Source organism: Methanobrevibacter millerae (genome assembly GCF_001477655.1).
Lineage (GTDB): Archaea > Methanobacteriota > Methanobacteria > Methanobacteriales > Methanobacteriaceae > Methanocatella > Methanocatella millerae_A.
Window position 1 is genome coordinate 1,047,664 of record NZ_CP011266.1, and the last position, 26,090, is coordinate 1,073,753.

The 26,090-nt window shown below is 33.6% G+C and carries 22 protein-coding genes, 1 tRNA gene and 1 pseudogene; 19 read left to right on the forward strand and 5 right to left on the reverse strand.

The window, feature by feature from the left end:
- Together SM9_RS04660 and SM9_RS04665 are read right to left on the reverse strand one after the other, a co-directional pair.
- Positions 1-1,194 (reverse strand): PD-(D/E)XK nuclease family protein, encoded by a 1,194-nt coding sequence (locus SM9_RS04660; RefSeq protein ID WP_058739030.1) that lies wholly within the window; start codon positions 1,192-1,194, stop codon positions 1-3.
- Positions 1,195-1,207: 13 nt separating this feature from the next.
- Positions 1,208-3,649, reverse strand: a complete 2,442-nt coding sequence (locus SM9_RS04665) for a UvrD-helicase domain-containing protein (RefSeq protein ID WP_058739031.1) — start codon at positions 3,647-3,649, stop codon at positions 1,208-1,210.
- Between the two features lie 154 nt (positions 3,650-3,803).
- Here SM9_RS04665 and SM9_RS04670 point away from each other — a divergent pair.
- Positions 3,804-6,078: pseudogene (locus SM9_RS04670) on the forward strand (DEAD/DEAH box helicase); the annotation flags it as partial.
- 654 nt (positions 6,079-6,732) lie between these two features.
- Here the strand turns inward: SM9_RS04670 and SM9_RS04675 are convergent.
- The gene (locus SM9_RS04675; protein WP_058739032.1) at positions 6,733-7,872 is read right to left on the reverse strand and encodes an aldo/keto reductase; all 1,140 of its coding nucleotides are present in this window, start codon (positions 7,870-7,872) and stop codon (positions 6,733-6,735) included.
- 168 nt (positions 7,873-8,040) lie between these two features.
- On the opposite strand from SM9_RS04675, the gene hypA reads away from it, so the two are divergent.
- The 8 genes from hypA to SM9_RS04715 all read left to right on the forward strand — a co-directional run bounded on the left by hypA (position 8,041) and on the right by SM9_RS04715 (position 14,315).
- A complete protein-coding gene (gene hypA / locus SM9_RS04680; RefSeq protein ID WP_058739033.1) occupies positions 8,041-8,418 on the forward strand; it encodes a hydrogenase maturation nickel metallochaperone HypA in 378 nt (125 codons plus the stop codon).
- A gap of 17 nt (positions 8,419-8,435) precedes the next feature.
- Positions 8,436-9,089 (forward strand): hydrogenase nickel incorporation protein HypB, encoded by a 654-nt coding sequence (hypB, locus tag SM9_RS04685; RefSeq protein ID WP_058739034.1) that lies wholly within the window; start codon positions 8,436-8,438, stop codon positions 9,087-9,089.
- 5 nt (positions 9,090-9,094) lie between these two features.
- Complete coding sequence (locus SM9_RS04690) at positions 9,095-10,135, forward strand: DUF354 domain-containing protein (protein ID WP_058739035.1); 1,041 nt, start codon at positions 9,095-9,097, stop codon at positions 10,133-10,135.
- Positions 10,136-10,769: 634 nt separating this feature from the next.
- Positions 10,770-11,000 carry a helix-turn-helix transcriptional regulator gene (locus SM9_RS04695; protein ID WP_058739036.1) on the forward strand — a complete coding sequence of 77 codons (231 nt, stop codon included), beginning with the start codon at positions 10,770-10,772 and terminating at the stop codon, positions 10,998-11,000.
- 11 nt (positions 11,001-11,011) lie between these two features.
- Complete coding sequence (locus tag SM9_RS04700; protein WP_058739037.1) at positions 11,012-11,743, forward strand: DUF4013 domain-containing protein; 732 nt, start codon at positions 11,012-11,014, stop codon at positions 11,741-11,743.
- 9 nt (positions 11,744-11,752) lie between these two features.
- Positions 11,753-12,586, forward strand: a complete 834-nt coding sequence (locus SM9_RS04705; protein WP_058739038.1) for a DUF4013 domain-containing protein — start codon at positions 11,753-11,755, stop codon at positions 12,584-12,586.
- Positions 12,587-12,648: 62 nt separating this feature from the next.
- Entirely contained in the window at positions 12,649-13,578 is a 930-nt protein-coding gene (locus tag SM9_RS04710) for an ABC transporter ATP-binding protein (RefSeq protein ID WP_083495836.1), read from the forward strand.
- An 11-nt stretch (positions 13,579-13,589) separates the two neighbouring features.
- Entirely contained in the window at positions 13,590-14,315 is a 726-nt protein-coding gene (locus SM9_RS04715; protein ID WP_058739039.1) for an ABC transporter permease, read from the forward strand.
- A gap of 210 nt (positions 14,316-14,525) precedes the next feature.
- Here the strand turns inward: SM9_RS04715 and ltrA are convergent, their stop codons facing one another.
- Positions 14,526-16,019 (reverse strand): group II intron reverse transcriptase/maturase, encoded by a 1,494-nt coding sequence (ltrA, locus tag SM9_RS04720; RefSeq protein ID WP_058738564.1) that lies wholly within the window; start codon positions 16,017-16,019, stop codon positions 14,526-14,528.
- Positions 16,020-16,913: 894 nt separating this feature from the next.
- Between ltrA and SM9_RS04725 the strand changes: the two genes are divergently transcribed.
- The 7 genes from SM9_RS04725 to SM9_RS04755 all read left to right on the forward strand — a co-directional run bounded on the left by SM9_RS04725 (position 16,914) and on the right by SM9_RS04755 (position 21,589).
- Positions 16,914-18,170 (forward strand): RNA-guided endonuclease InsQ/TnpB family protein, encoded by a 1,257-nt coding sequence (locus SM9_RS04725; protein WP_058739040.1) that lies wholly within the window; start codon positions 16,914-16,916, stop codon positions 18,168-18,170.
- A 125-nt stretch (positions 18,171-18,295) separates the two neighbouring features.
- Positions 18,296-18,505 (forward strand): zinc ribbon domain-containing protein, encoded by a 210-nt coding sequence (locus SM9_RS04730; protein WP_232299184.1) that lies wholly within the window; start codon positions 18,296-18,298, stop codon positions 18,503-18,505.
- 154 nt (positions 18,506-18,659) lie between these two features.
- Positions 18,660-18,732 (forward strand) — tRNA-Ala (locus SM9_RS04735).
- A gap of 38 nt (positions 18,733-18,770) precedes the next feature.
- Positions 18,771-19,853, forward strand: coding sequence for a hypothetical protein (locus SM9_RS04740; RefSeq protein WP_058739041.1), 1,083 nt, complete (start codon positions 18,771-18,773; stop codon positions 19,851-19,853).
- A gap of 16 nt (positions 19,854-19,869) precedes the next feature.
- Positions 19,870-20,328, forward strand: a complete 459-nt coding sequence (locus SM9_RS04745; protein ID WP_058739042.1) for a DUF1890 domain-containing protein — start codon at positions 19,870-19,872, stop codon at positions 20,326-20,328.
- Position 20,329: 1 nt separating this feature from the next.
- Entirely contained in the window at positions 20,330-20,635 is a 306-nt protein-coding gene (locus SM9_RS04750) for a DUF1894 domain-containing protein (RefSeq protein ID WP_058739043.1), read from the forward strand.
- A gap of 9 nt (positions 20,636-20,644) precedes the next feature.
- Entirely contained in the window at positions 20,645-21,589 is a 945-nt protein-coding gene (locus tag SM9_RS04755) for a methionine synthase (protein WP_058739044.1), read from the forward strand.
- Here the strand turns inward: SM9_RS04755 and SM9_RS04760 are convergent.
- Entirely contained in the window at positions 21,580-22,665 is a 1,086-nt protein-coding gene (locus SM9_RS04760) for an oxidoreductase (RefSeq protein WP_058739045.1), read from the reverse strand. The two genes, SM9_RS04755 and SM9_RS04760, sit on opposite strands and share 10 nt — an antisense overlap.
- Before the next feature lie 45 nt (positions 22,666-22,710).
- Here SM9_RS04760 and SM9_RS04765 point away from each other — a divergent pair, with 45 nt between their 5' ends.
- Genes SM9_RS04765 through SM9_RS04775 form a run of 3 tightly spaced genes read left to right on the forward strand, consistent with a single transcriptional unit; the run spans position 22,711 to position 26,086 of the window.
- Positions 22,711-23,193, forward strand: coding sequence for a GNAT family N-acetyltransferase (locus tag SM9_RS04765; RefSeq protein ID WP_058739046.1), 483 nt, complete (start codon positions 22,711-22,713; stop codon positions 23,191-23,193).
- On the forward strand, positions 23,193-23,642 hold the full coding sequence (locus tag SM9_RS04770) for a GNAT family N-acetyltransferase (protein WP_058739047.1): 450 nt from the start codon (positions 23,193-23,195) through the stop codon (positions 23,640-23,642). Before SM9_RS04765 ends, SM9_RS04770 begins: the two co-directional genes overlap by 1 nt.
- 2 nt (positions 23,643-23,644) lie before the next feature.
- Entirely contained in the window at positions 23,645-26,086 is a 2,442-nt protein-coding gene (locus SM9_RS04775; protein ID WP_058739048.1) for an Ig-like domain repeat protein, read from the forward strand.
- Positions 26,087-26,090: the final 4 nt, after the last annotated feature.

Genomic DNA, 26,090 nt, shown 5'->3' on the forward strand with positions numbered 1-26,090 from the left:
TTATGGAATTTTAAACTCTTCGTTTTTATTTTTGTTATTTTTACAGAAAGTCCTGAAGTCGCATGCGCTACATGTTCTCTCTTCTGCCTCAGCATTCCATGCATCCTGTATTTTGCTCCCGTTTATTTCTTTTATTATTGATGTTTCAATCTTTTCAACAACATCATCGAATTTTTCCAGCGCTTCATTGATTTTATTTTCATTGATTGGAATGATTCTGATTGATCTGTCGATTTTGAATTTTTCACTTAATTTGGGCATTTCAGCATCTTCGCTCCAGTTTTCAATCAGTTCAATATCATCTCTGTATTCCTCTGAGTCACCTACATCAGTCAGATGGTAATACAGGTCTTCTTTTATCAGTTTCAAATCCTCGATTGATGGTACAAGTTCATTCAGATAAAAGATTATGCCTGCTATTGGCTTTTTGCCTTCCTGCTTTTGCCTAAGCCATGAATATGTTAAAATCTGTCTTTCATGATAATCCCAGTTTTCGTTGCCGCTTCCCGAAACGTCACATGGGGGCCTTTTCATTCCTTTATAGTCTATGATAATTTCATATTCGTCTTCGCCATATTCACTGACAAGTTTGTTAAACTCATCGTTTTGTTTTAGGTATTTGACAATTTTGTTGTCTTCATTAATGTTGACAAGACTCAAAACATCTATCACTCCGTTGATTCCATAATATTTTGAACGCTTGTCGTTTTTGGTGTATGGCATGTCCCTAAGACCCTTTATCAAAACTTCAGCAGAATCCATCAATGGGAATAGGTCTGAACCCCACACGTTAATTGCCTTTTCAGCCCTTGCGCTTGCAAGCTTTTTGTGGTCATATTCGTTTAAATCCTCAATTTCCATTTCAATTTCCGGATGGTTAATTGTAAAGAAATGATTTGCAGGAGGATAAAGACCTCTAATCTGAAGTCTCAAATCAATAATGTCTTCAATGGGCCTGATGTCTTTTTTCCAATCCCATGGAAACGGTGTTTTATCGTTTTCCCATTTCATGTATGCCTCTTCCATAACTCCATGAATGAACTCTCCAAACCAAAGCTGAACAGGCATTGAAGGGGGAAGAGTTCCCTTATTCTGGTATCTGTACTGCAGACCGCAGGTAAGGTATGACAATAAATCTCCGGTCAGGCTGTATTCAGGAATCATATACGGTTTTGACTTTGATGACAATCTCATTAAATTCACCCTTTTATATTAAATAAATTTCCTTAAATCCTTTCTGATGTTCGTCTCTGCTCCATCCCAAAGCGACATTCGGTATGGATTTATGTTTTTGCTTATATGAATAGCCGTCAATGGCCTTGTTCAATCCAACGAGTATCAAAATATGTTCAGCTCTTGAAAATGCAACAAAATAAAGTCTTGTCAAATCATCAAAGGACTTGTCTTTTTCGCTTCTTTCATCTTCTCCAAGTTCACTGTACTTTCTAATGCTTTCCTCCATGACAGTGTAGCCGGGTTCCTTTTTGGGAAATCTCAGATTTTGGGTTCTCACGTCATTATTTTTGAACTTGGATCCTACATCAACAATGACCATAGGGAACTCCAAACCCTTTGACTGGTGGATGGACATGATATTCAGCCTGTTTGAAGGAAGGGTTTCAAGCAATGCCTCATCGATTGCCACGTCTCCTGTTGCAATAGGCAGGAAAATGTTCCATATTGCTTCAAGAATGGATGCTTTTTCCTCTTCAGGGGATGTGAACATGATATTGGCTGAGTATTTGTTGAAAAATCCTGTCTGTGTAATGGATTGTGTTATTGCTTCAAGATAAACCACTCCCTCTGCATCCTCCTGCAAAAAGTCTAGCCAGGTAACGAGCTTATATGCAAGCTCCATCAGATTTGCCCTGTTCGGCCATTTTTCATATCCTCTGGGATTTCTTCTCTGCCAGTCAATTATGAAGGTATTCAAATCAAATGGGTTGTGAGGCTCAGGATTCAATTTAATATATTCTCTTGCTTCATATCTCCAGCGTTGCATATTTCTTTTACCAAGATTTGGAATCTGCTTATCTGAATTTTGTATTTTGGATTCGGGATCAATGCATTCAAGCATCAAACCGCAGAATATTGCAACTTCTTTAATTTCCTGAAGGTCACGTCCGCGAGGGTTAAACACTTCAATAGGCTTTCTCAATCTTTTCAGCTGGTTTCTTAAATGCCCATTTAAAGTATGGGTTCCTGATTTCATTTCTTTTGGTGAAAATGTTAACAAGGCCATATCTGATGCTGATCCTTCTTCCTCATCCAATTTGATGCTTATGTTATCAATGTCTTTGGCCTTTTCTGCACTGTCTTTTTTCAGCTGTTTTAACTCTTCGGGAGTTCTGCATCTTTCAAGTCTTTTGAAGTATTCATCATCAATGACTCTATTGACCTTTAAAGTAGTTTCACCATTATTAATCAAATCGCTTACAAGCTTTGCAAGGTCTTTGGATAGCATTTGAAGATTGTTTCTGAACAGTCCTAAAATTGGCATGTTGTACTTTTCAAGGTCAGGTGCAATGATTTTGGGCTTGTCCTCTACTCTTGCATGCTGGTATTCACCATCAAGCTCAACAAACTGATTGCAGTGATTGATAATATTTCTGCTGGATCGGTAATTGGTTCTTAAGTTGATTTCCCTGACGTCAATTCCAAGTTTTTCTCTAACCCTTGACTTGAAATTTGTAAAAAGATCAACTGTTGCTCCCCTGAAACGGTAAAGTGATTGGTCATCATCACCTACAACTGAAATGCTTCCGCCATTTGCAATTGCTGATTGGGCCATTGTAAAGTAGATTTCTTCCTGAATCAGGTTTGTGTCCTGATATTCGTCAATCAGGATAATTTTCAGGTCATCTAAAAAGATATCCATTTTGCCGCTTCTGAGTGAGTCTAGAAATTTTGACTCAAGCATTGTAAAATCAATAATGTTTCTGCTTTTAAGCTCCTCTTCGTATTCCTTTATGCAGTCAAGTGCAATTCTTGCACCTCCTCCTTCACCGACATTGGCATAAAATTCATCAAAATCGATTTGATCGAAATACATTCTGTTTTTAAACTGAAGTAAGATTTCACTCATTTGGGAAGCTTCTTTGAGTTTGTCTTTTGTGGTGAAGCTTTTAAGATATCCCTGAAGGTTTTCATCAAGATATCGGTTGTCTTTTAGCAGTATCTTGACCATTGCGAATTTGGCAACAAATTCTTCAATAACTACTTCCTGGTTTGTTCCAGGTTCCTTGTGAACACGCAACAGCTCTTGAGCTATGCTGTCTGTTGTTCCGATAGTCAATTGGTTAAAATCAATTCTGTTGATTGCTATCAGCAGGTCAAAATCATCACCAGCATTGTCGATTAGGTAGTTTTTGATTTCATCACCCCATCCGAGAATACGGGAGTAGAGTTCATCTGCTGCCTTTTTTGTAAATGTCGTTGCAAGTATTTCATTTGGCTTAATGTCATCTACAAAAATGTATTTCAATATCTTAAGCACGATTACAGTTGTTTTTCCAGATCCAGGACCTGCTACAATAAAAAGTCCTTCATTTGCTTTTGAAAGAATAGCTTCTTGTTGGTCATGGTTAGATGAAATATCTCTTTTTAAAATATTCACTACTATATCTTCAAATTCCTCATAACTAATCATTGTAATCCCTAGTTTTTTTATTATATTTTATTTATTTTTTTAATAGTTAATAAATTAATTGAGAGAGCATTTGACAAGTAATAAATATTCACAATAATTTTAAATATTACATTCAAACAATATAATATCTATATAACTAATTTTATTGATTATTATGTTAGATTCTCCGATTGATGCATTTAAAAATGATGTTAGGTTTAGAGACCACATTGCTCATGTTGAAACTATACCTGCTAAAAAGGCCAGTTTCAAAAAAATACCTGACTTGAATGACACAATCGTTGATTATCTTGACTCTAAAGACATCAAACTGTATAATCATCAGGCAGATACATATGAAGCTATAAAAAGAGATGAAAATGTCATTCTTACAACGACCACTGCTTCGGGAAAGACTCTCGCTTTCAATCTACCCATTATGGATTCTCTTATTGAGGATGAAAAGGCAACAGCTCTTTATATTTATCCGGCTAAGGCGTTGTCAAATGACCAGTTGAATGTATTGAAGGATTTGGAAAGCGATTTGGGAATAGACATCAAGCCAAGAACCTATGATGGAGACACTCCAAAGTCCCAGAGATACAATATCCGCCAGAAGTCAAGAGTTATACTGACCAATCCATACCAGCTTCATCTGATTCTGTCATGGCATCATCAGTGGGAGAGATTCTATCGCAATTTAAAGTATATTGTAATTGATGAGGCTCATTATTACAGGGGAGTTTTCGGTTCGAATGTTGCATTTCTAATCAGGAGACTTAAAAGGATAGCCAACTTTTACGGGTCTGATCCTCAGTTTATATTGTCTTCAGCAACGCTTGCAAATCCTCTGGAGCTTGCAAACAAGTTGACCGGTGAGGAATTTACACTGGTGGACAATGATACGTCACCTTGTGGTGAAAAGGATTTCATTTTATTCAATCCATTTAAAAATTACAGAAATTCCGCTGAATCGTCAGCTCCGTCAATTCACGTTGTAACGGCAGACATCTTCAGATATCTGATGCTTAAAAACATTCAGACATTATGCTTTACCGTTTCACGAAAGATTACTGAACTGATTGCCATGTGGTCCAAAAAGGATGCAAAACTGACTGACGGTAAGCTGGACAACTCTCGTATTGCAGCATATCGTGCAGGTTACAGGCCTGAAGAGAGACGTGAAATAGAGGACGGCTTAAAGTCAGGAAAATATTTGGGTGTTACATGTACAAATGCTCTGGAGCTTGGAATAGATATCGGTTCACTTGATGCTGTAATTATCTCAGGTTTTCCCGGAACAATGATGTCAACCTGGCAGCAGAGCGGAAGGGCCGGAAGAAGCAATCAGAAGTCACTTGCAATTTTATTAGCATTTGAAAACCAGCTGGACCAATATTACATGAACAATCCGAAGGCATTTTTCTCAAAGCCACAGGAAAAGGCCATCATTGACCTGTCCAATCCTATATTGCAAGAAGCTCATCTGTTATGTGCTGCTAATGAACTTCCTTTAAAGAAAGGGGAAGCCCTCAAATATTTCAACATTTCCGATGATGTACTGGATGAAATGGTAAGAAAAGATGATTTGTACCTCTCAAGGGTTGGAAACTACACATACAAGTATGATGACAATCCCGCATTTGACCATTCACTTGACCAGATATCATCAGAAGAGTTCAAGATAATGAACAACGGCAGACTTTTGGAGACAATGGAACGATCACAGGTTTACCGTGAAGCTCATGAGGGGGCTATTCTTATAAACAAGGGTGAAACCTATACTGTTGATAATATCAATTTGAAATCAGGCTTTGTAAATGTATCCAAGAAAAACGTTGACTATCATACTATGGTGTTAAATGACACTGAAGTAAATGTCGTATCTAAGGAATTCAAAAGAAAATATGGTGATTTGACAATCCATTTCGGTGAATTGAATGTTAAAAAGGACTATTATAAATATAAAAAGATGCAGCATTCAAGAGTTTTGGGAATGTATCCTCTAGATTTGCCGCCGCTTAAATTCAAGACAAAAGGATTGTGGTTTACAATACCTCAAAGCGTAAAGGATGAATTGAAAAGAATGTTCCCTGATGAAGATGAGGTATTTGAAGGAGGTCTTCACGGAGCAGAACATGCGTTGATTGGGCTATTTCCGCTTCAGGTGATGTGTGACCGCTTTGATATAGGTGGAATGTCAACTGCATATCACAAGGACACTGAAGATGCAACAATCTTTATTTATGACGGATATGAAGGCGGAATTGGAATATGTGAAAAGGCAGTTGATGTATTTGTTGAGCTATTGGAATCAACATTGGATTTGATAAAGGGATGCAAATGCAGAAACGGTTGTCCGTCATGCATTTACTCACCTAAATGTGGTAATGATAACAAGCCGCTTCACAAAAAGGCAACTGAATATATATTGCAGTATATGCTTGATGAAACCCAGAAAAACAACTCCAAGGTCGTAACTGAAGAGGTAAAAGTTAATGATGATGATTTATATGCTCAGGCATTGAACTTTTACACTGAACATCAGTACTCACAGTCCAAGGATCTTCTTCATGAGATACTCAACGACGAACCGGATAACTTAAATGCAAATCTGTTAATGGCTCATGTTTTATATGAACAGGGAATTGATGATGTTGCAACTTATTATGCAAGAAAGGCTTTGAAAATTTCTCCATCCAATACTAATGCGGCTGATTTATTGCAGAAACTGCAGTTCACTCCGGCAAAAGTTGAATTTGTAAATAAAAAAGTGGATAAAACTGAAGAAATAGTTTCTGATGTTGAGACTGATAAATCATTTGATGATGTTGATACATTGTATGAAGAGGCATATGATCTGTTCAATCAGGGAGATTTGGATGGTGCCCGTGAATTGCTTGAAGAGCTCTTGGCTATTGATGATACTCATGTTGAAGCAACAGCACTGATGGGTTTTGTATATCGTATGGGTGGTGTCTTTCCAAAAGCTGTTGAATATGCAAGAAAGGCATCAAAGCTTGATAAAAATAATGATATGGTACGTGAATTAATAAAAGAGTTATCTTAAAAAAAATTATGGTGATGATTGGTTTTTTAGTAGTTTAGCCATAAGCACTGAATCCTTCTTCAAAGTGTTCACATGCTTTTTCAAGTTCCTCTGGTATGTCAATGTGCTGTGTACAGTAGTCGATACATGTTCCACAGTATGTACAGTCATCTGCAGGCACTTTTTCATCACCTAACTTGTCAAAGTAGTTTCTGTAGATATTTGATTCAGGCTGATTTTTACTTTTGTTGAACAGTGAGAAGTACTCTGGAATTGGAATCATTTCAGGACAAGCATCAACACAGTATCCGCATTCACTGCATGGAACAGCTAAATTGGAATGAAGCTTATCAGCCATTTTTTCCAGAAATTCACTTTCCTCATCAGTCAATACCTCGAAGTTTTCAAAGGTATCGCAGTTGTCAAGCAAGTCATCCATATTTCTCATTCCGCTTAAGACAATCTTAACATGTTCAAGGGATGCACAGAACCTTAATGCAAAACTGGCTATAGATTTATCTGGATTAAATTCCTTAAAGTCATCTTCAATTTCTTTTGGAGGATTTACAATTACTCCACCTTTCAACGGTTCCATTACATAAACATCAAGGCCATGTTCAACACATAAGTCATAGCATTTGTGTGCTTCAATAGCTTTATCTTCCCAGTCAAGGTAGTTCAACTCCAGTTGGACTATATCAAAAATGTCCCCGTATTTGTCGAGAACTTCACTTAGTAATGAACTATTGTCGTGAAAGCTGAAACCTATTTTTTTAGCTATTCCATTTTCTTTCATCTTTTTAACATATTCAAATGTATTTGCATTTTCAGCCAGTTTATACCATGGAACATTGATGTTGTGTATGAAAAATACATCAAAATAATCTATTCCTAATCTTTCAAGCATTTCATTGACAAACTTGTCATTGTCCTCTTCGGATGTCAATGCCCATGTAGGCATCTTGTCACAGATTTTAAATGACTCTCTTGGATATCTTTCAACTACTGCCTTTCTGATAGCTACTTCGGATACTCCGTTGTGGTAAGCATATGAAGTATCAAAATAGTTGAATCCTTTTTCCATATAGACATCAACCATCTGATTGAACAGTTCCTGGTCTACTTTTGTTGGATCGTTTTCATCTGTTTGCGGAAGCCTCATGCATCCAAAACCGAATTTTTCTTTAAATGTCATATTATTATCCCTCTATTAATTAAGTAATATTTTTATTGAATAAATTATATAAATGTTGTTAATTGCAACAATAGTTATTACTTAAAATATATTCTGATATTAAATACTTTTATTAATAAACAAAACCATATTTATAATATTAATATTTATTAGATAGGTGTAGTAAAAATGCATGAATTATCAATGGCTCAAGGAATAATAAATGCAGTAATAGAAACTGCAGAAAGTAATAATGCAACTGAAGTCAATGAGGTTACCATTGAACTTGGAAGACTGGCTATGGTTAATCCGGAGCAGTTGGAATTTATATTAGGAGTTTTAGTTGAAAATACAATTTTGGAAGATGCAAAAATTGTCTTTGAAGAAATTCCTGTAGAAATTGACTGTCATGACTGCAATTTCCATGGAAAGGCAATAATTGATGATAAAGATCATTATGCTCCAATGGTTAAATGTCCTGAGTGTGATAGTTTTGCAATTGAAATCCTTAATGGTAAGGATATTGTAGTTAAAAATATTGTTATTGAAAAACCTGATGATGACTAAATGATAGAGGTGAAAGAATGCATCAAGTAGCAGACGTAGAAGTAGCAAAAAATATTATGGATGCTAATAAAAAATTAGCAGAAAAAAACAAAAAAAATTTAGAAGATAAAGGAATATTCTGTGTTGATTTTGTTGGAGCTATCGGTTCTGGTAAAACCACATTGGTAGAAGAAATCATTGACAATACTGATTATAAAATTGGTGTTTTGGCAGGAGATGTAATCTCCAAATTTGATGCTGGAAGAATAGAAAAACATGATGTTCCTGTTGTTGGTCTAAACACTGGAAAAGAATGTCACCTTGATGCTCATTTGGTAGGTCACGGTATTGAAGACTTGCCATTGGATGACTTGGATATGCTTATAATTGAAAATGTAGGTAACTTAATCTGTCCTGTGGACTTTGAATTAGGTTCACATTTAAGAATTGTTGTTGTAAGTGTCACTGAAGGAGACGACACTGTTGAAAAACACCCAATTATTTTCCAAACTTCAGATGCTGTAGTCATTAACAAAGTTGACTTGGCTGATGCAGTTGGAGCAGATGCAGACAAGATGGTTGCAGATGCTTTAAAATTAAACCCTAATATTAAAGTCATTAAATCCAGTTTAAAAGAAGGTACTGGATTAGATGAAATCATTGAATGTATTGAAGAAGCAATGAACAAATAAATCTGGTGATTTTATTGAAAATTTGGATTGATATTTCTAATGCACCTCATGTAAGGTTCTTCAAGGATGTAATAAAATACCTTGAAGCTGAAGGTGAAGACTTGATTGTAACTGCAAGGCAATTTGGAGATATTCATAAGCTGATGAATATGTATGATATAGACTTCATATCTGTTGGAAAACATGGTGTAAGCTTATATGATAAATTAAGGGAGAGTACTTCAAGAGTTTATAATCTTGTTGATATTATCGCTGATGAAAATGTGGATGTTGCCCTTAGCAAGCATTCCATTGAACTTCCTAGAATATCTTTCGGTTTAGGAATTCCAAGCCTTTATGTTTTAGACAATGAACATGCTCTTGCAGCAAACAAATTAACATTGCCTTTATGTGACAGAATTATCACTCCAAGAAAAATAGATTTTTGGAAACTGATGAAATTTGGAGCTGATCCTAATACTATTATTCCATACAACGGTACTTCAGAACTGATGCACTTCAAAAGCTTTAACTATAATGATGATGTTTTCAAGGATTTGAATCTAAAACTTGAACATGAAAAAACAATCTTGATGAGACCGGAGCCTTCTCTTGCTTCTTATTTAGATGCAGATTGTAGAAAATCTGTTTTATCCCCAATTGTTGATGAGTTAAAGGAACATGCTAATATTTTAATATTGCCTAGATTTAAAGAACAGGCAGAAATATTTGAAGGAATTGACCATGTAACTATTCTGGAGCCTCCTGTTGACACATCAAGTCTTATGAAAAAATGTGATTTGGTTATAGGTGCTGGAGGAACAATGAACAGGGAAGCAGCTATTTTGCAGACTCCTGTTATTTCATGTTATCCTGGTGATACATTGTCAGTTGATCAGTACTATATAGATAGCGGATTGATGTACAGGTCAATTAATCCTAATCAGGTCATTTCCAAAGCATTGGAGTTTTTAAACAATCCTCATGAAAGAATTGACCTAAAAACAGATGATTTATTCCAGATTATTATAGATAACTTATATGATTTAGGAAAAAACGGCAAATAGTTTTTCCTATTTAATTTTTCTTTTTTTTATCATAATTCTAATTAGAAATGATATATTTAAAATAGCTTGATTACAAGAATTATTATCCAACAAAGTCATAATATAAAACACCTATTTTTTCAAAAAATCAATAAATAAGAGTGTTAAACATTCATAAAAATAATACGGTTAATGTTTTAGTTTTGTTATTTTTGATTACTATATTTCTTTTTATATATTCATAATTAACCATTTATAATTAAAAAATTAAAAAACTTTTTTTATTTAAAATAGCATAAATATTGATATCACAGTATGTGTTATATAAACATGACAAATGTTAAAGATGTTTTACCAGTATTTAAATATATTGTTTGTAATTTTGTCATTAAATAATCCAAATTTTTTATTTGATTTTAATTTAAATTACAATAAAATTCTTAATCATGATAAATAATTTAATTATCATTTAATTTATTAAAATATTAGTTAAATAATTTTATTTGATGATTATTTTTTATTTAATTAATTTTGTTAAAAATAGTAAAGTTTATATACTATGTCATATAACATTAACATAAGTAATTATATTTTTACATAATTGCTTATGTACTTAAATACTTTTTGCAAAAATGAATTAATTATATGGATTATTATGAAGACCATGATTAAATATTTAAGACAAGAACTCAAAATGAGTCAAAAAGAACTTGGGGATAAAGTTGGAGTGACCAGACAGACCATAAACTCTTTGGAAAATGGCAGGTACAATCCATCTTTATTTTTGGCACATGACATTACCCGAGTTTTAAATAAAATGATATTTAAAGAAAATCGAGAGGAATATTTTGTTATAGAGGACATATTTATATTCGATGATTATTAGGAGTTAATAAAATGATTTTAGATATATTTAAGGATGCACTGGAATATTCAGCACAAGACTGGAAGACTTTAGTAATATTAGGTGTAATCGCTTTATTCAGCTTCTTATTACTACCAGTTTTTTTAATTACTGGATATAATTATAGGGTTATAAATACCGCAGTAAATGGAGTTATCAATGGAAGAGATCCGTTACCTGGATTTGATGATTTAGTAGCCATGTTTGTAGATGGAGTAAAACTTGTTGTAGTTCAAATTGCTTACATGATTATTCCTATTGCAATATTTTTAGTGGTTATAGCAATTTCATCTCAATTATCTGGTGGATGGGCTTTAGTATTGGTTGTTATAGGATTTTTAATTGCATTGATTGCTGGTATAATTGCATATTTGATGCTTCAAATAGGAGTATGTCACATGATATACAATGATGGCCAGTTGTCAAAAGCATTTGCATTTAGTGAAATCAAAGAGATAATTGATGAAATAGGTTGGTTTGACTGCATTTTAACATATGTTGGATTAGTAATTATAACTTGTGTAATTTCAACTGTTGTATCTACAATTATTGGATTTGTATTTACTGCATTTGGCTTTTCAGGATTAATGTTGGGTATTAATACATCTGGTGTATTCCTGTTAGGAATGTTGATTAACATATCAGTTGCAATGTTTTTCGTTGGACCATACTTAAGCATATTCAATTCCAGATCTATTGGATTATTATACTCACTACATCTATAGGCGATTAAAATGTCAAGCATGACAGATTATGTTGTTGAGGGATTAAAATATCCCTTCAATGACATAAAAAAGCTATTATGTTTTGGTGCAATATTTGCAATTTTAAATTTAATATCAATTGCTATCAATACAAAAAATCTTGATATATATAGGGTGGTTGTTAGGCAAGCTAGACAAACTAATGCTTCAATGTTTTCTCTTAAATTTACACAATTGCCTGCAAATGACATTTATCTTGCAATTATTTTGACAATTATCTGTTTTATAATATTATTGTTCATTATGGGATATCAATATAAAATTGTAAAATTTTCAATTAATGAAAGTGATAGCCTCCCAGGATTTGCTGACATATCAAATATATTTGTAAATGGAATTAAATTTCTTGCTGTAGGAGTTGCATATAACATTATTCCTACAATCGTATTAACGATTGGGGTAGTACTGTTGGAAAATTCATCTATGGGGTTAGTTATTACATTTATTGCATTTGTTTTATATTTAATATCTTTTTTCTTTATGATAATGGCATTAGGTAATATGGTTGCAAAGGATAGTATTAAAAAAGCATTTGATTTAAATGAAATAATCTGTAAAATAGATAATATTGGATGGGTAAGGTATGTTGGAATAATCATATTTACTGTTATAATATTTATGATTGTTTATGCTTTTGCAGGATTGTTACTAGGATTTATAACTATATTGTTTGCAAGGGTTTTTTATCAGGCAATAGTTGTATCAGCATTCATGGGTATTATTCAGGGATTATTTATAACTGCTTATACTACTGTATTCTTTAATAGGGTTTGCGGATCAATATACAGGCAATCAATTAAATAGTTTAAATATTTTTAAACATTTTTTATTCTTTTTTTTTAATAGATTTATGGGGGAGTTTAGTTATGGTGGAATATGCTATCGAAACAGTTAATTTGTCAAAAAAATATTCCAATAGTTTCGTTGTAAATTCAGTAAACATGCATGTTGAAAAAGGTAAGATATATGGTCTTTTAGGTAAAAATGGAGCTGGAAAAACTACAACAATGTGCATGCTTTTAAATCTTACATATCCAAGTGATGGAGAAATATTTCTTTTTGGAAAAAATCCGATTGAATATTCAAATGAAATTTATTCTAAAATAGGTTCTATTATTGAAACTCCAGGATTTTATGAGAATTTGACTGCTTATGAAAACCTTCGAGTTATTGCTGAGTTAAGAGGGAATTATAATCATCAAAATATAGAATCAGTTCTTGAAATGGTTAATTTAAGTGATGCCAAATCTAAAAGATTCAAGGATTTCTCATTGGGTATGAAACAGCGTTTGGGAATAGCGGCATCTATTATGCATAGTCCTGATTTACTGATTCTGGATGAACCAATCAATGGTCTTGATCCATTTGGAATTAAGGAGATTAGAACATTGCTCAAACGTTTGTCTCATGAATGTGGAATAACAATTTTAATTTCATCACATATATTGAGTGAAATAGAAAATATTGCTGATGTAATAGGATTCATGGATAATGGAATTTTAATTGAAGAGATTTCAAGAGATGATTTGCATGATATGCTTAATAAATATGTTGAATTTGAAGTATCCGATGTTGAATTAGCTATTTATATTTTAAAACAATTGGAACTTAATGAAAATGAAGATTTCAGTTTTGATAAGGATGGTATTGGGGGAGTAATTCGTTTGTATAGTCATTTAGATATGAGAGATAAGTTTAATTCCATATTTGTTAAAGCGGGTATGGATGTAAAAAAAGTAAATTTGCATGAAGAGAATTTGGAGGAATTTTTTACGCGTTTTGTTTCTAATAATTAAGGAGGAATTTGATGTTAACTTTTATTAAGATAGAATTTTTAAAACTTAAAAGATCTAAAATATTCTTATTGAGTTTAATTGGAGCAGTACTTCCTCCATTGTTAATGTTTATCGCGGTAACATCTTTTGATGAAGGACATAGTTTTGAAATGCTATTTGCAAATGTAAATATGTATATGTCAGCAATGTTTGCTGTTTTAATTTTTGCAATAATCATATCTTACCTATTTGGTAGGGAATATAACGAGCATACTCTAAAAACAATTTTAACAATTCCTGTGTCCAGGGGAAAATTTTTGTTAAGTAAATATGCTATGTTTTTTGTATGGATTGTTATTTTATCAATATTTACTAGTTTTTCAACACTTATATTTGGTTTTGCTGCAGGTCTTGAAGGATTTAGCATAGGAATGTTTATGGATAGTTTTTTACAACTTCTCTATTCAAATGTATTGTTGTTTTTGACATTTTCTCCATTTGTATTCATTTCTTTGTTAATAACAAACATGGTTCCTGCGATGATTGGTGGTGCTGGATTAGCTTTAGTTAATTTGATGGTATATGGTCAGAACTGGGCTCCGTTCGTGCCTTGGGTGTGTCCATATTTAATAGCATCCGGTGAAATAGCTGAGTATAGTACAAGCATTACTTTATCTTATGGTATTATTTTAGCCACATTTTTCATTGGATTATCTATTTCATATATGTACTTCACAAAAACTGATGTCGCACTTTAACTTTATTGTGCAAGAATTCTCCGGCTTCTTTAAGCCGGGGATGAATTGCACATTTTAGTGGATAGTGTCTATATTTTTTTTATGTGGATGGAGTGATGCGTTAGATAGGATTGGACGATTGCTCGTCCGCACCCTCTTAAGAACCGTACGTGTCCGTTTCCAAACATACGGCTCAAGCAGAACTTTATCCGAAAGTTCAGTCATGATATTTCATCGATTCATGAAGTAGTTCTCTTTACTTTTGTCATATGGTGAATTATTGTGTGTTATCATTTTATGTCGCTTAATCTTAGTCCAACTCATTTTAATTAAATGATTCTCTTGTTTAGGACCAGTTAGTACCCATTTTCCACGATGATATCCATCATCGTATTCTGGGAAATATTTTCTTTTAATCCATTTCCAACCTTTATTTTGGTGCAAACGGCGCAAAAACTTATATATTTTGTTCCATATATAGTAATCCATATCAGAAAATATCTTTTTAGCAACAGTAGGTTTCCAATAATTGGCAGTGCCAATTATTAAAGGGTTTAAAGAGTCTATCAGACTGTCCACGTTGTCTCCGTGATGCCATCTGACTCTTTCAGACACTTTAGCTTTAAAATTTTTGATACTATCTTTTGATGGTTTAATCAAACATTTTAAACCTTTATTAGTTTTATATTGTCTGAAATTGAATCCTAGAAAATCAAATCCTTCAGAAATGTGTGTAATTTTAGTTTTATCTTCTGCAAGTACCAATCCTCTCTCGGAAAGGTAGTTTTCAAGAATTTTAGGTACTTTTTCGATGTCTTCTTTAGTTCTTGCGAAAATAACGAAATCATCGGCATATCGAGTAACACGATATTTTCCTTTAGTTTCATAAAATTCTTTGGTTTCACCATTTCGTATTTGAGTTCTCTTCTTGTAAGAGATGTTTAAATAGTCTTCAAGTCCAGTTAAAGCAATATTTGCCAGTAAAGGTGAAAGTAATCCTCCTTGAGGAGTACCACTCGTGGTCCTATTAAACACACCATTATCAACGTATCCTGCTTTTAAGTACCTTTCTACCAGTTTAATCAATGGAAAACCTCTAATTTTACTTAAAATAAACTCGTGAGATAAATTATTGAAGCAATCTTTAAAATCACCTTCAAATACTTCACAAAATTTATTGTTGTGGATAATGTTAAATATTCGTTCTACGGCGTCATGGACTCCTCTTTTCGGCCTAAACCCATAACTGATGGGTTCAAAATTGACCTCCATTTGAGGTTCCAATGCCATGCGAATAATTTCTTGATAAACCCTATCAATAACAGTAGGAATTCCCAAAGGGCGTAATTTACCATTTTTCTTACGAATATAATGTCTATACGCAGGTTTAGGAACATGTTTAGATATATTCCTAGTTTTGAGTTTATCAACTAATTCTCCACGTTGTTTATCAGTTTTGATGACTTTTCCATCGATTCCAGGTGTTCTTTTACCTTTATTAATTTGTGTAACACGTTTAACTGCCATTAAAATGGCAGATGTACTTCTCACCAATATTCTTTGTAAATCTCGTACTTTTCTTGAATCTCCTATGCTTTCGGCATGATATATCCGTTTCTGTAACTTATCTATATACTTCTCGACCTTGTACCAATTGATACAAGACCAATCCGTAGCGTATTGTGCTGTGGACTCATAAACATCATTGTTTTGAGCGTATCTCATCTTATCACTAATCCTTTGAATAAATTACTTATTTTCCGTTTTATATTCACGTTTTCCACCAATCAGAAGTCTGCCATGTTATCCATGCCACACACGAAGGTGTGGTATCCATTATAGTTATTATTCCCACTATTTCCTATTGTCTTTCGACTGTTAATGGCTTTTGCTTTCTCTGATATCCATTACCTCCCAAGGAATTAGGCTTCATTTACAATCCGCTTACTCACAGATAGTTGTGAGATCTTGTGAGGCTTACCAAGTTGATCTACTTCAGAAGCGAATGAATTAAGGTTCAATCTATACTCCGGCAAATTACTGTAAGGTTATGACTAAATAATCACGTAATCATTGATTATTTCTATGAATTTGCTATTCAATAGTAGTTAAATTAAGTTTAACGTTGCATTCTACCTATTGGCTTGATTTACGAAGCTTACAATTGTTCACTTACGTTAACCTTTTTCACTCTTTCCCTAGCACATAAGTACAATGAATGCTTTATACTTATTTATGCATAATATCATGCAACCTCATAATCAATTACTCGATTATGAGTTTCAATGGGGAAAATCCCGTCATAACTGGGATTGAAATAAGATTTCACTGATTTAAATGGGAAATAGACCCTAGCTTGTCGCACGATTACTTTTCAAATGCTTTCGGATAAATGCCATATAATATGTAGGTTTATAATATGTAATATAGAAAGATGGGGGAAAAACTTCAATAAGTTAATTTTTTTCCTTTTTTTTTTAAGCACGGTTTCATAATAATTTTTTAAAAAAAACAATCCTTTTAGTGATTATATTTTTTTTAGTCACTAGGATGATGTTTTTTTTTTAGGATTTTTTTTATAATTTTAATAAAATGTGGAAAAAAAGATGTTGAAAAAAAATGTGCGATAAAACTTTTATTTTAACGGATAAGGTTGAATTTGTTCCTGATGAAGAGATGGAAAAGGAATTATGGTTTAATATTAATGCCAGTGCTTTTGTGTACAATAAAACATTGGAATATAGTATTTACCGTGAAAATCTAGTTAAAGAATTCGCAATAGGCAACAAATTTAAAGTAAACCGCACATACACACAAAAAATAGTTAAAACATTAAAAAAACATTATCCTTTTCTAGAAGATGCTGATTCTACCTGCCTTCAAGCATCCACTGATAGACTAATAAAAGCCTATGAAGGATATTATGACCACAGAACCGGCGCTCCAAGATTTAAAAAACGTAAAAAAAATCCTGTAACTTCTATTACTCTTCGAAACAATTTTTATGATACCAAAGAAGGTAATGTAGGGGCTATTAGGTGGTTGTCTGAAAATGAATTACGAGTGACTAAACTGGGAAAAATAACCGTTAAGCATAGAAGACACATCAAAGGTAAAATTAAAGAGGCTACATTAAAATATGAAAACGGACGCTGGTACGTATGTATAGTATACGAATTAGATGAAAATAGACATGGTGAATTTTCCTATGGAGGATTATATGTCGGAATAGATGTTGGAATAACTGACTTTTTAACATTTTCCAACGGAAAAGTGATAGCCAAACCTGACCTGAAGAAAATAAACGGAAGAATACAGTATTACCAACAAAAACTCGACGGCAAAAAAGAAGGCGGATCCAACTGGAAAAAAACACTAAAAAAACTCCACAAATGGATAAGAAAGAAAAACAACGTAGTAAACGACTATTACCATAAAATATCCTATAATATAGTCAAACACTGCCAATTCATAGCCATGGAAACACTCAACATTCGAGGAATGATTAAAGGTAACTTAAGCCGAAGCATACATGAAATCGGATGGGGAAAACTCATAGAAATGATAAAATACAAAGCAGAATTATATGGTCGTGAATTCGTACAAATCGATCGTTGGTTTCCATCGAGCAAAAAATGCCATGTTTGTGGAGAAATCAATCACGACTTAGGTCGTGAAGAAAGAGAATGGGAATGTCCCCATTGTCATGCAGTACATCAAAGAGATGTAAATGCTGCAAAAAACATTTTAGACGAAGGTCTACGCGCCACTGGTTCAATGGTGCTATGCTTAGTAGATTTCATGCCTAATAGTCAAGGAAAATCCATATATTATTATGAATGGAAATGCTTTGACGAAAAAATAGGCATGGCCTAAGAATCTTCGGCTTCTACAAGCCGGAGAGGTTCAAATAGTATATTTATGATGTGATATTATGAATGATTTTGAGAATCAAAAGTTCTGTCAATCTTGTGCAATGCAATTAGCTGAGGATAAACTCTTTGGAACTAAATGAGGATGGTACAAAAAATGAAGAGTATTATATTTATTGCTTTAAAAATGGTGAATTTACATCAGACATGTCAATGGATGGAATGATGAATTTCTGCATTGGAAAAATGGTTGAGGTTCACCCTGAAATTGATGTAAATGAAGCATCTTCAATGATGAAAGAAATATTTCCAAAATTGAAAAGATGGGCAAATGATTAATTACCATCATTTTTTTATTTTTCTTAATTTTTAAAGTCAGTAATTTCATGCTTTAACAGTAGTTAATCAAAAAGTATTTTATATAAAAAATCAATATATTTAATTAATAGAATAATTATATTATAAATTATACTTTTTATGTATTATTTTATGTGGGCTGGTAGCTCAGATGGGAGATCGTCGCCTTGGCATGGCGGAGGCCCCGGGTTCAAATCCCGGTCAGTCCATTCTAATTTATTTAATTAATGAAAATTGTGATTTAAATATGATATTAATAGCTCAAAATCATTTACAGCTAATATTGGAAATAGGGATAATGATATTCATCTTACTGGTATTTATCCTTAATTTAGTTCCATTATCTTTAAGCGTAGTAACTTTTCTATCTCTGTTCTTGGCTGGAGGATTCACTCTTCTTTTCGGAGCGGATATTGCATTGCTTGTAGTATCTTCAAGTCAGGCAGAGTTTACGCACCCATTCGGTCCAATTGCACTTTTAGGTGCGGTGACTGCTTTAGCATCGCTGAAAGTGATGAAAACGTCGGGGGTTGACGTTAGACCTCTTAGAAGATTTGTAATTTTATTCATTGCGGGTATTACTATTTTCGGTGGATTAATGCACAGGTCTTTTCTTTTATTATGGATATTAGGTTTATTTATTGGTTATACAATATTGTCCAAATCATTCAGGGAAAAATCTATATTCACTGCTAAAAGAATTTTAATCTTTTTGGGAGTTGCTGTTGCAGGATTTTTAAGTTTGGAAGTTATTGCAAGAGTTAGTGGAATGACAATCTTTTCACCTATGTTGAGATTGGGTAGGATTGAGCAGTATTCAACATCAAGTGTAAAAATGGTATTGAATAATATTCAGCTTATAGGACACAATGGAAACGCTTCTTACTGGGGAGCTGAAGGAACAGCATTCGCTGAAGGTTACATTACACTTCCTATGCAATTGGTTTTATTCTTTGGTCTACCGTTCCCAATGTTCTTTGGTATATTGGTTAACCAAAAGGATACAGTCGATTATATGCTTCCGGGTATTTTAGGTTATGGATTTGACTTCGGATATTTGGGTCTTATAGGTTTAGTTGTATTTGTTTTAGGAACTATAATTATTGGTTTTAAAATATTGGCTATGTACAGAGAGAAAAGGGAGAAAAACAGTAAAAAATACTTAGGTAAAGAAGTATTGTTAACCGGTGCATTAGCAGCTTTCTGTTCACAGTCATTAATTGGTTTATTTATCTTTAATAGGACTATTAACGGTACTGCACTTTTATCATTCATGTTCTTGGGATGTCTTATATTGGCAAATGCAGTTACCTTGAAATCAAGAACATAATTTGGGAGAGTATTATATGAAAGCTTTAATTTTATTGGGGTGTCCGGAAACCCCTTCACAAACTCCAATGGCAGTTTATGCTTTTAGCAAATTGACAAAATTGGGATATGATGTTACAATAGCTGCTAATCCTGCAGCTGCTAAATTGGTTAAAGTATCAGACCCTGAAGGTTTTTACAATTTGAACATTGTTGATTTGGAAAGAACTTTGGGTGAAGTCAGTGAAGGAGATTATGATTTGCTGGTTGGTTTTGTTCACAAGGATGCCGCAGCGGCATTTTTCGTAACATTTGATCAGATATTGAATACCAAATCCATTGCTTTGGTCTTTGAAAGAGATTTGGATTTAGTTGGTCAGTTTGTTGAAATGATTGAAGAAAGCGGAAGCAAAGCTAACATTTATGCTGTAAGAGCATTCCACAATCCTTCCCCGATTAAGATTAATTTTGATAAAGCTTTAAAGGAGTTGGAATAAGATGTCATTCTGTTTAGATACTTATCTTCAGCAATCTGACAATTATGAAATTCATGCATCAAAAGCAGGTTTTAAGGACTGTGCAATGATTATCCGTTTTAAAGCTGATGAAATTGTATATGTAAAGCCAGGCGATGAAGTCTTAGGAGTTCGCGTCATCGGAATTCCACCTATTCCTATTGGAATCGATGATGAGAAGGGAACTGTTTTCATTCCATATACAAAACCATGTCACGGTACTTCTGTAGTGGAATTGCCTATTGATGCTGAAGAAATTAACAATATAAGAAAATTGAATACTCAATAAGTGATTTTTATGCGTTCCACAGTTGTCGGTAGTTATCCCGTTGAATTAAAAGAGGCTTCTGGCTTTAAAGATAAACTGCTTAAATCTGTTGGAGCATATGATCCTTTTAAGGATTCAATTAAGCAGGCTGTATTTTCTCAACTTGATGCCGGTGTCGATATAATATCCGACGGACAGGTAAGGGGAGATATGGTTTCTAGTTTTTCAAAATTTATTCCCGGATTTAAGATTGAGGATGGAAATACATTCATTGTTTCAAAAATCAGAAATCCTACCGGTGAAATTTCAGTTAAGGACTTGCTTTATGCTAAAAATTTAATTAAAGAGTATTATAATGGCAACATTCCTGAAGGTAAGGGAATCAAGGGAATTGTCACAGGTCCTTCAACCATTATTCATTCATCAAGAATCACTTCTTTTTATAAGGAAAAGGATGATGCCATAATTGATTTGGCACACAGTCTAAAAAAGGAAGTGGATGCAATTGAAAACAAAGTAAAACCTGTATATATTCAGGTGGATGAACCATTTTTATCAACCGGTATGGTAAATATGAAAGTTGCACGTGAAGCTATTGAAATATTGCACGAGAATTTAAGCATTCCATTGGCTATGCATGTTTGCGGTACTCTTCAAGATGCATATAAAGACCTTTCAAAATTCAATGTTGAAATTTTGGATTTTGAATTTGCAGGAAACAACGTTAATTTAGATATCCTGGAAAAAAATATATCTTTATTCAAAGGCAAAAAAATAGGATTCGGATGCATTGATTCATCTAAAAATGAAGTTGACTCCGAACAGGAAACCGAAGAGCTGATATTAAAAGGAATTGATATTGTTGGTGAGGATAATATTTTACTTGATCCGGATTGCGGATTAAGAAGGGCACCGATGGATGTGGCATTTAAAAAATTAAAATTAATGAATGATATTAAAAATCATTACATGTAACTTTTTTTATTTTCAACGTCCCACGTTGCAGGCCTGTTAATAAAGCAGGTACTTGTTTTTTTCCAGTAACAGTTGTTGCAGAGTTTGCATTTGCTTTCTGCTTCATCATCCATTTGCCAGTCAATTAAAAAACTAGGGTCATATACAAATGGTCTTTGCATTGAGATAAAGTCAATGTTGGTTTCATTTAGAATTTTATTAATTTGGGATTTGCTGTTGACTCCACCGCCCATTATGACCGGAATGTTAACGCTGTCAATTATTCTTTCACATTCTTCAGTCAATAGATTTATTTTTTCAACTTTCATGTCATGAATTTCAGGGGAAGTCCTGTCAATATTTTCCTTTGAGAAATACTGTGGAGAGCGTGGTCTTGTGATTTGAAGGCTGTCAACGCCAAATTTTTCAAGCAATTTAGCTATTTCAATAGTGTCTTCAATAGTAGATCCTCCAGCCTGAATATCAAAGGCATTTAGTCTGCAGTTGATATGCAGGTTAGTAGTTTGTTTTATGACTTTAATCATTTCAAGAACGATTCTCAAACGGTTCAAAGTATTTCCACCATACTTGTCAGTTCTCTTATTGAATGACGGGCTTATGAATCTGGTCAGGAAATAATAATTTCCCAATGCAATTTGCACACCGTCAAAACCTGCATAATCTATTTTCTGGCAGACTTTAATGAAATCCGTCTGAATTTTTCTTATGTCTTCAATGGATACATCCTCAACACGCATATTGTGCTCGGCATGCTTGTTGAACTGCACGAATCCGAGCTGTGCAAAGATTGGAACATCATAAACATGTACAAGATCAGTCAAATCTTTCATTTCACGAACAAACCTTCTGAAATGTGGTGTATGGGAATATTTTGAAAAGGCATCCCTTGGATACAGAGATATCAGTTCAGTAATTATCAATCCAACACCGCTTGCAGCGAGGTTTTCGTAACGGTTATATATTTCGGGAGTCAAGTTTCCTGATTGTTCCCTTTCAGACTCCCATAAGCCGGTTCTTACAATACGGCTGTTAAGGTTTAAATCTCCAAATTTACAAAAATCAAATAAATCTTTCATGTATAATATTATAAGTAAAAATACTATAAAAGCATATATTATATTATGAATAACTTAACATTCAGAAATGCATCCGAAAGTGATGTCGGTTTGATTTTGGAATATATCAAAAAACTGGCAGATTATGAAAATCGCTTGGATGAAGTAATTGCAACAGAAGACAGTTTAAGAAAATGGATTTTTGATAAAAAACAGGCTGAAGTCATTTTTGCTCTTGAAGATGGAAAGGAAATAGGCTTTGCATTATTTTTCTTAAGCTTTTCAACTTACATATCCAATGTCAATCTGCATCTGGAGGATTTGTATATAGATCCTGAATATCGCGCAAAGGGATATGGAAAAGCATTGCTTAAAAGATTAGCCCAAATTGTCATTGAAAGAGGTTACGGCAGATTTGAATGGACATGTTTAGACTGGAATCAGCCAAGCATTGACTTTTATTTGTCTTTGGGCGCTGAAAAGAAGGATTGGAATGTTTTTCATTTGACCGGCGAGAATTTGAAAAAACTTGTGGATGATGTGGAATGATGGAATGGAAGCTGAAGAAATTTGATGATTTGACTTCTGATGAATTATACGGAATCCTTAAGCTGAGAAGTGAGGTTTTTGTTGTGGAACAGGACTGCGTCTATCAGGATTTGGATGATAAGGACCAGCTTTCCTATCACTTATTTCTTGAAAATGATGGTGAAACTGTTGCCGTTTCAAGATTTATTCCTGAAAACGTTTCATATGAAGAAATGTCAATCGGAAGGGTTGTCGTAAAGGAAAATTTTAGAGGTCAGGGATTGTCAAAAATCATGATGAAAAAGGCAATTGATTTCATTGTCGATGATTTGGGCAAAAGCGAAATCAGACTTTCAGGTCAGGCTTATTTAGTTGATTTTTATGAGAATTTAGGATTTAAAAAAGTTTCTGATGTGTATATGGAAGACAATATTGAACATTTTGAATTCCTGTACTGTGACGGTGAGTAAATATGAAGAGATTATTGATTTTATTTATATTATTTTTTGTGTCAATCGCTTGTGTTTCTGCAAGTGATGATTTAAATGCAACAGATAGCTTAAGCATATCTGATAGTGATGAGATTATAAATTCAGGCGATTTTTCCCAATTGCAGAATTTAATTAATGCGGCAGGTGAAGGAGATACGATTTCACTGGCTACTGATTATGTCGGCGGCGGTGAGATAAATGTCAATAAGCAGTTAACCATTGACGGAAACGGTCACAGCATCGATGCATCACATGCCTCAAGAATATTCATGATTAATGCAGACAATGTTGTTTTGAAAAATTTAAGACTTCTCAATGCTAATACTGACATGTGGGGAGGAGCTATATATTGTGAACATCCTTTGACAATAGATAATTGTGAATTCATAAGTAATCATGCCAAATACAAAGGAGGAGCATTATACAGTTTTACAGAATTAACTGTTATAAATACGATATTCAGTAAAAATTCTGCTGAAAATGGTGGTGCGGTATATTTAGAATCTTCACATGCTCTTTTTAAAAATGTAAAATTTTTAGAAAATCAGGCAGACTGGAGTTCAGGTGCATTATTATCATTATATGAATCCAACACTACTGTTGAAGGATGTATTTTTATTAATAATTATGCAACTCAATATTCCGATGCTGTTTGTGGAAATAATTATTTGAATATCATAAATTCAAATTTTGTCTCAGACAGGAATAATTTGGAATTCATATATTATTTTGATGATTGGGATGGCCGGGATGGCAATTTATATTTAATGAACAATGAAATGACATCTTCATATCCATGGGATATATATTATCGAGGTGACACACCAATATCTTCTCCAATCTATTTGAAGTTTGAAAATCATACTGTTAAATCTGGAGATATGATTAAAGTTGGCAACATTTATGATGATGTGGGAAATACAATACAAATTGATTTATCCAATCCGATAACTCTTGAAGTTTATGATAAAAACAATAATCTTGTTGAAAAGACCAATCCGTCATTCAATAAGGATTCAGGATATGCTTATACTGTTAATCTAAAAGATGGAATTTACAGGCTATCCGGCAGCATTTCCAAAGATATTTCAAGTGACTGCACTGTCATTGAAGGTATTTTGAAAGTGGGCAATACTGATGAAAAGTTCAACGCCAAAGTCACAACCTCATCAAAGAAAAACAAGTCCGGTGTCGTATTGACATCTGTGTTAGAGCCTGCATCAGCAACAGGAATTATCACTTTCAATATAAACGATAAGAACTACACTTCAACAGTTATAAATGGAAAAGCCAGTATAACCATATCAGATTTGGAAAATGGGACCTATGCTGTAAGGACATTCTATTCCGGTGATAATATATTCAATGCAGCAACTGCACAGGACATAACTGTAATTGTCGGACCGTCTGATATTGTAATCCGTGCCGATAACCTGACCAAGTACTTTGGAGGTCCTGAAAGATTTGCAGTATCACTAACAGATAAGCAGGGCACTCCAATATCAGGCCAGAATGTAATCATTTCAATCAATAGCCAATCCTATGAAAGAATAACTAATTCAAATGGACAGGCAAGCATTGCAGTTAATTTAAACAGTGGAGTTTACGATGCATTAGTCGAATATGATGGTGAAGAAATCTCATCAACAGTAACTGTCAAGTCAACAGTTTCCGGCAAGGACATAACAAAAATATATAAAAACCAGACACAGTATTATGCCACATTCATCGACACGAAAGGTAATCTTCTTAAGAATACTGAAGTCGAGTTTAATATCAACGGTGTGTACTATAAAAGAACAACCGACAGCAATGGTGTTGCAAAAATGAACATTAATCTTAATCCTAACACATATATCATTACAGCTAAAAATCCTAATTCCGGCGAACAGTATACCAACAGGGTTACTGTTCTTGCGAATATGGACCAGAATAATGATTTGACTAAATATTATAGGAATGATTCACAGTATACCATCAGGTTGCTTGATGATGAGGGTAACCCTGTAGGCGCAAATGAAACCGTTGTGTTCAATATTAATGGGGTGTTCTACACGAGATATACCAATGCAAGCGGTGTTGTAAAGCTTAACATTAATTTGGCTCCTGGAGATTATATTTTAACTGCAGAATATAAGGGACTTAAGACATCAAATAAGATTAAGGTATTGTCTATATTAAGTGCAGAAGACTTGAAAATGTCCTATAGGGATGGATCTAAATTCGTTGCAACTCTTTTGGATGGTCAGGGTCATGCTTTTTCAGGCCAGAATATAACATTCAATATCAATGGTGTTTTCTATACAAGAATGACTGACGGTAATGGTGTGGCCAGATTGAACATCAATCTGATGAGTGGTGAATATATTATTACAAGTTCGTATAACGGATTGAACATAGCAAATAAGGTTACAATAAGTTAAAGAA

Bases quoted from the DNA above. Each gene is read 5' to 3' on its own strand.
- SM9_RS04740 (WP_058739041.1), top strand. From the start codon at position 18,771: ATGATATTAATAGCTCAAAATCATTTACAGCTAATATTGGAAATAGGG.
- SM9_RS04745 (WP_058739042.1), top strand. From the start codon at position 19,870: ATGAAAGCTTTAATTTTATTGGGGTGTCCGGAAACCCCTTCACAAACT.
- SM9_RS04695 (WP_058739036.1), top strand. From the start codon at position 10,770: ATGAAGACCATGATTAAATATTTAAGACAAGAACTCAAAATGAGTCAA.
- hypA (WP_058739033.1), top strand. From the start codon at position 8,041: ATGCATGAATTATCAATGGCTCAAGGAATAATAAATGCAGTAATAGAA.
- SM9_RS04725 (WP_058739040.1), top strand. From the start codon at position 16,914: ATGTGCGATAAAACTTTTATTTTAACGGATAAGGTTGAATTTGTTCCT.
- SM9_RS04765 (WP_058739046.1), top strand. From the start codon at position 22,711: ATGAATAACTTAACATTCAGAAATGCATCCGAAAGTGATGTCGGTTTG.
- SM9_RS04755 (WP_058739044.1), top strand. From the start codon at position 20,645: ATGCGTTCCACAGTTGTCGGTAGTTATCCCGTTGAATTAAAAGAGGCT.
- SM9_RS04750 (WP_058739043.1), top strand. From the start codon at position 20,330: ATGTCATTCTGTTTAGATACTTATCTTCAGCAATCTGACAATTATGAA.
- SM9_RS04675 (WP_058739032.1), bottom strand. From the start codon at position 7,872: ATGACATTTAAAGAAAAATTCGGTTTTGGATGCATGAGGCTTCCGCAA.
- SM9_RS04665 (WP_058739031.1), bottom strand. From the start codon at position 3,649: ATGATTAGTTATGAGGAATTTGAAGATATAGTAGTGAATATTTTAAAA.
- ltrA (WP_058738564.1), bottom strand. From the start codon at position 16,019: ATGAGATACGCTCAAAACAATGATGTTTATGAGTCCACAGCACAATAC.
- SM9_RS04700 (WP_058739037.1), top strand. From the start codon at position 11,012: ATGATTTTAGATATATTTAAGGATGCACTGGAATATTCAGCACAAGAC.
- SM9_RS04770 (WP_058739047.1), top strand. From the start codon at position 23,193: ATGGAATGGAAGCTGAAGAAATTTGATGATTTGACTTCTGATGAATTA.
- SM9_RS04710 (WP_083495836.1), top strand. From the start codon at position 12,649: ATGGTGGAATATGCTATCGAAACAGTTAATTTGTCAAAAAAATATTCC.
- SM9_RS04715 (WP_058739039.1), top strand. From the start codon at position 13,590: ATGTTAACTTTTATTAAGATAGAATTTTTAAAACTTAAAAGATCTAAA.
- SM9_RS04775 (WP_058739048.1), top strand. From the start codon at position 23,645: ATGAAGAGATTATTGATTTTATTTATATTATTTTTTGTGTCAATCGCT.
- SM9_RS04705 (WP_058739038.1), top strand. From the start codon at position 11,753: ATGTCAAGCATGACAGATTATGTTGTTGAGGGATTAAAATATCCCTTC.
- hypB (WP_058739034.1), top strand. From the start codon at position 8,436: ATGCATCAAGTAGCAGACGTAGAAGTAGCAAAAAATATTATGGATGCT.
- SM9_RS04760 (WP_058739045.1), bottom strand. From the start codon at position 22,665: ATGAAAGATTTATTTGATTTTTGTAAATTTGGAGATTTAAACCTTAAC.
- SM9_RS04660 (WP_058739030.1), bottom strand. From the start codon at position 1,194: ATGAGATTGTCATCAAAGTCAAAACCGTATATGATTCCTGAATACAGC.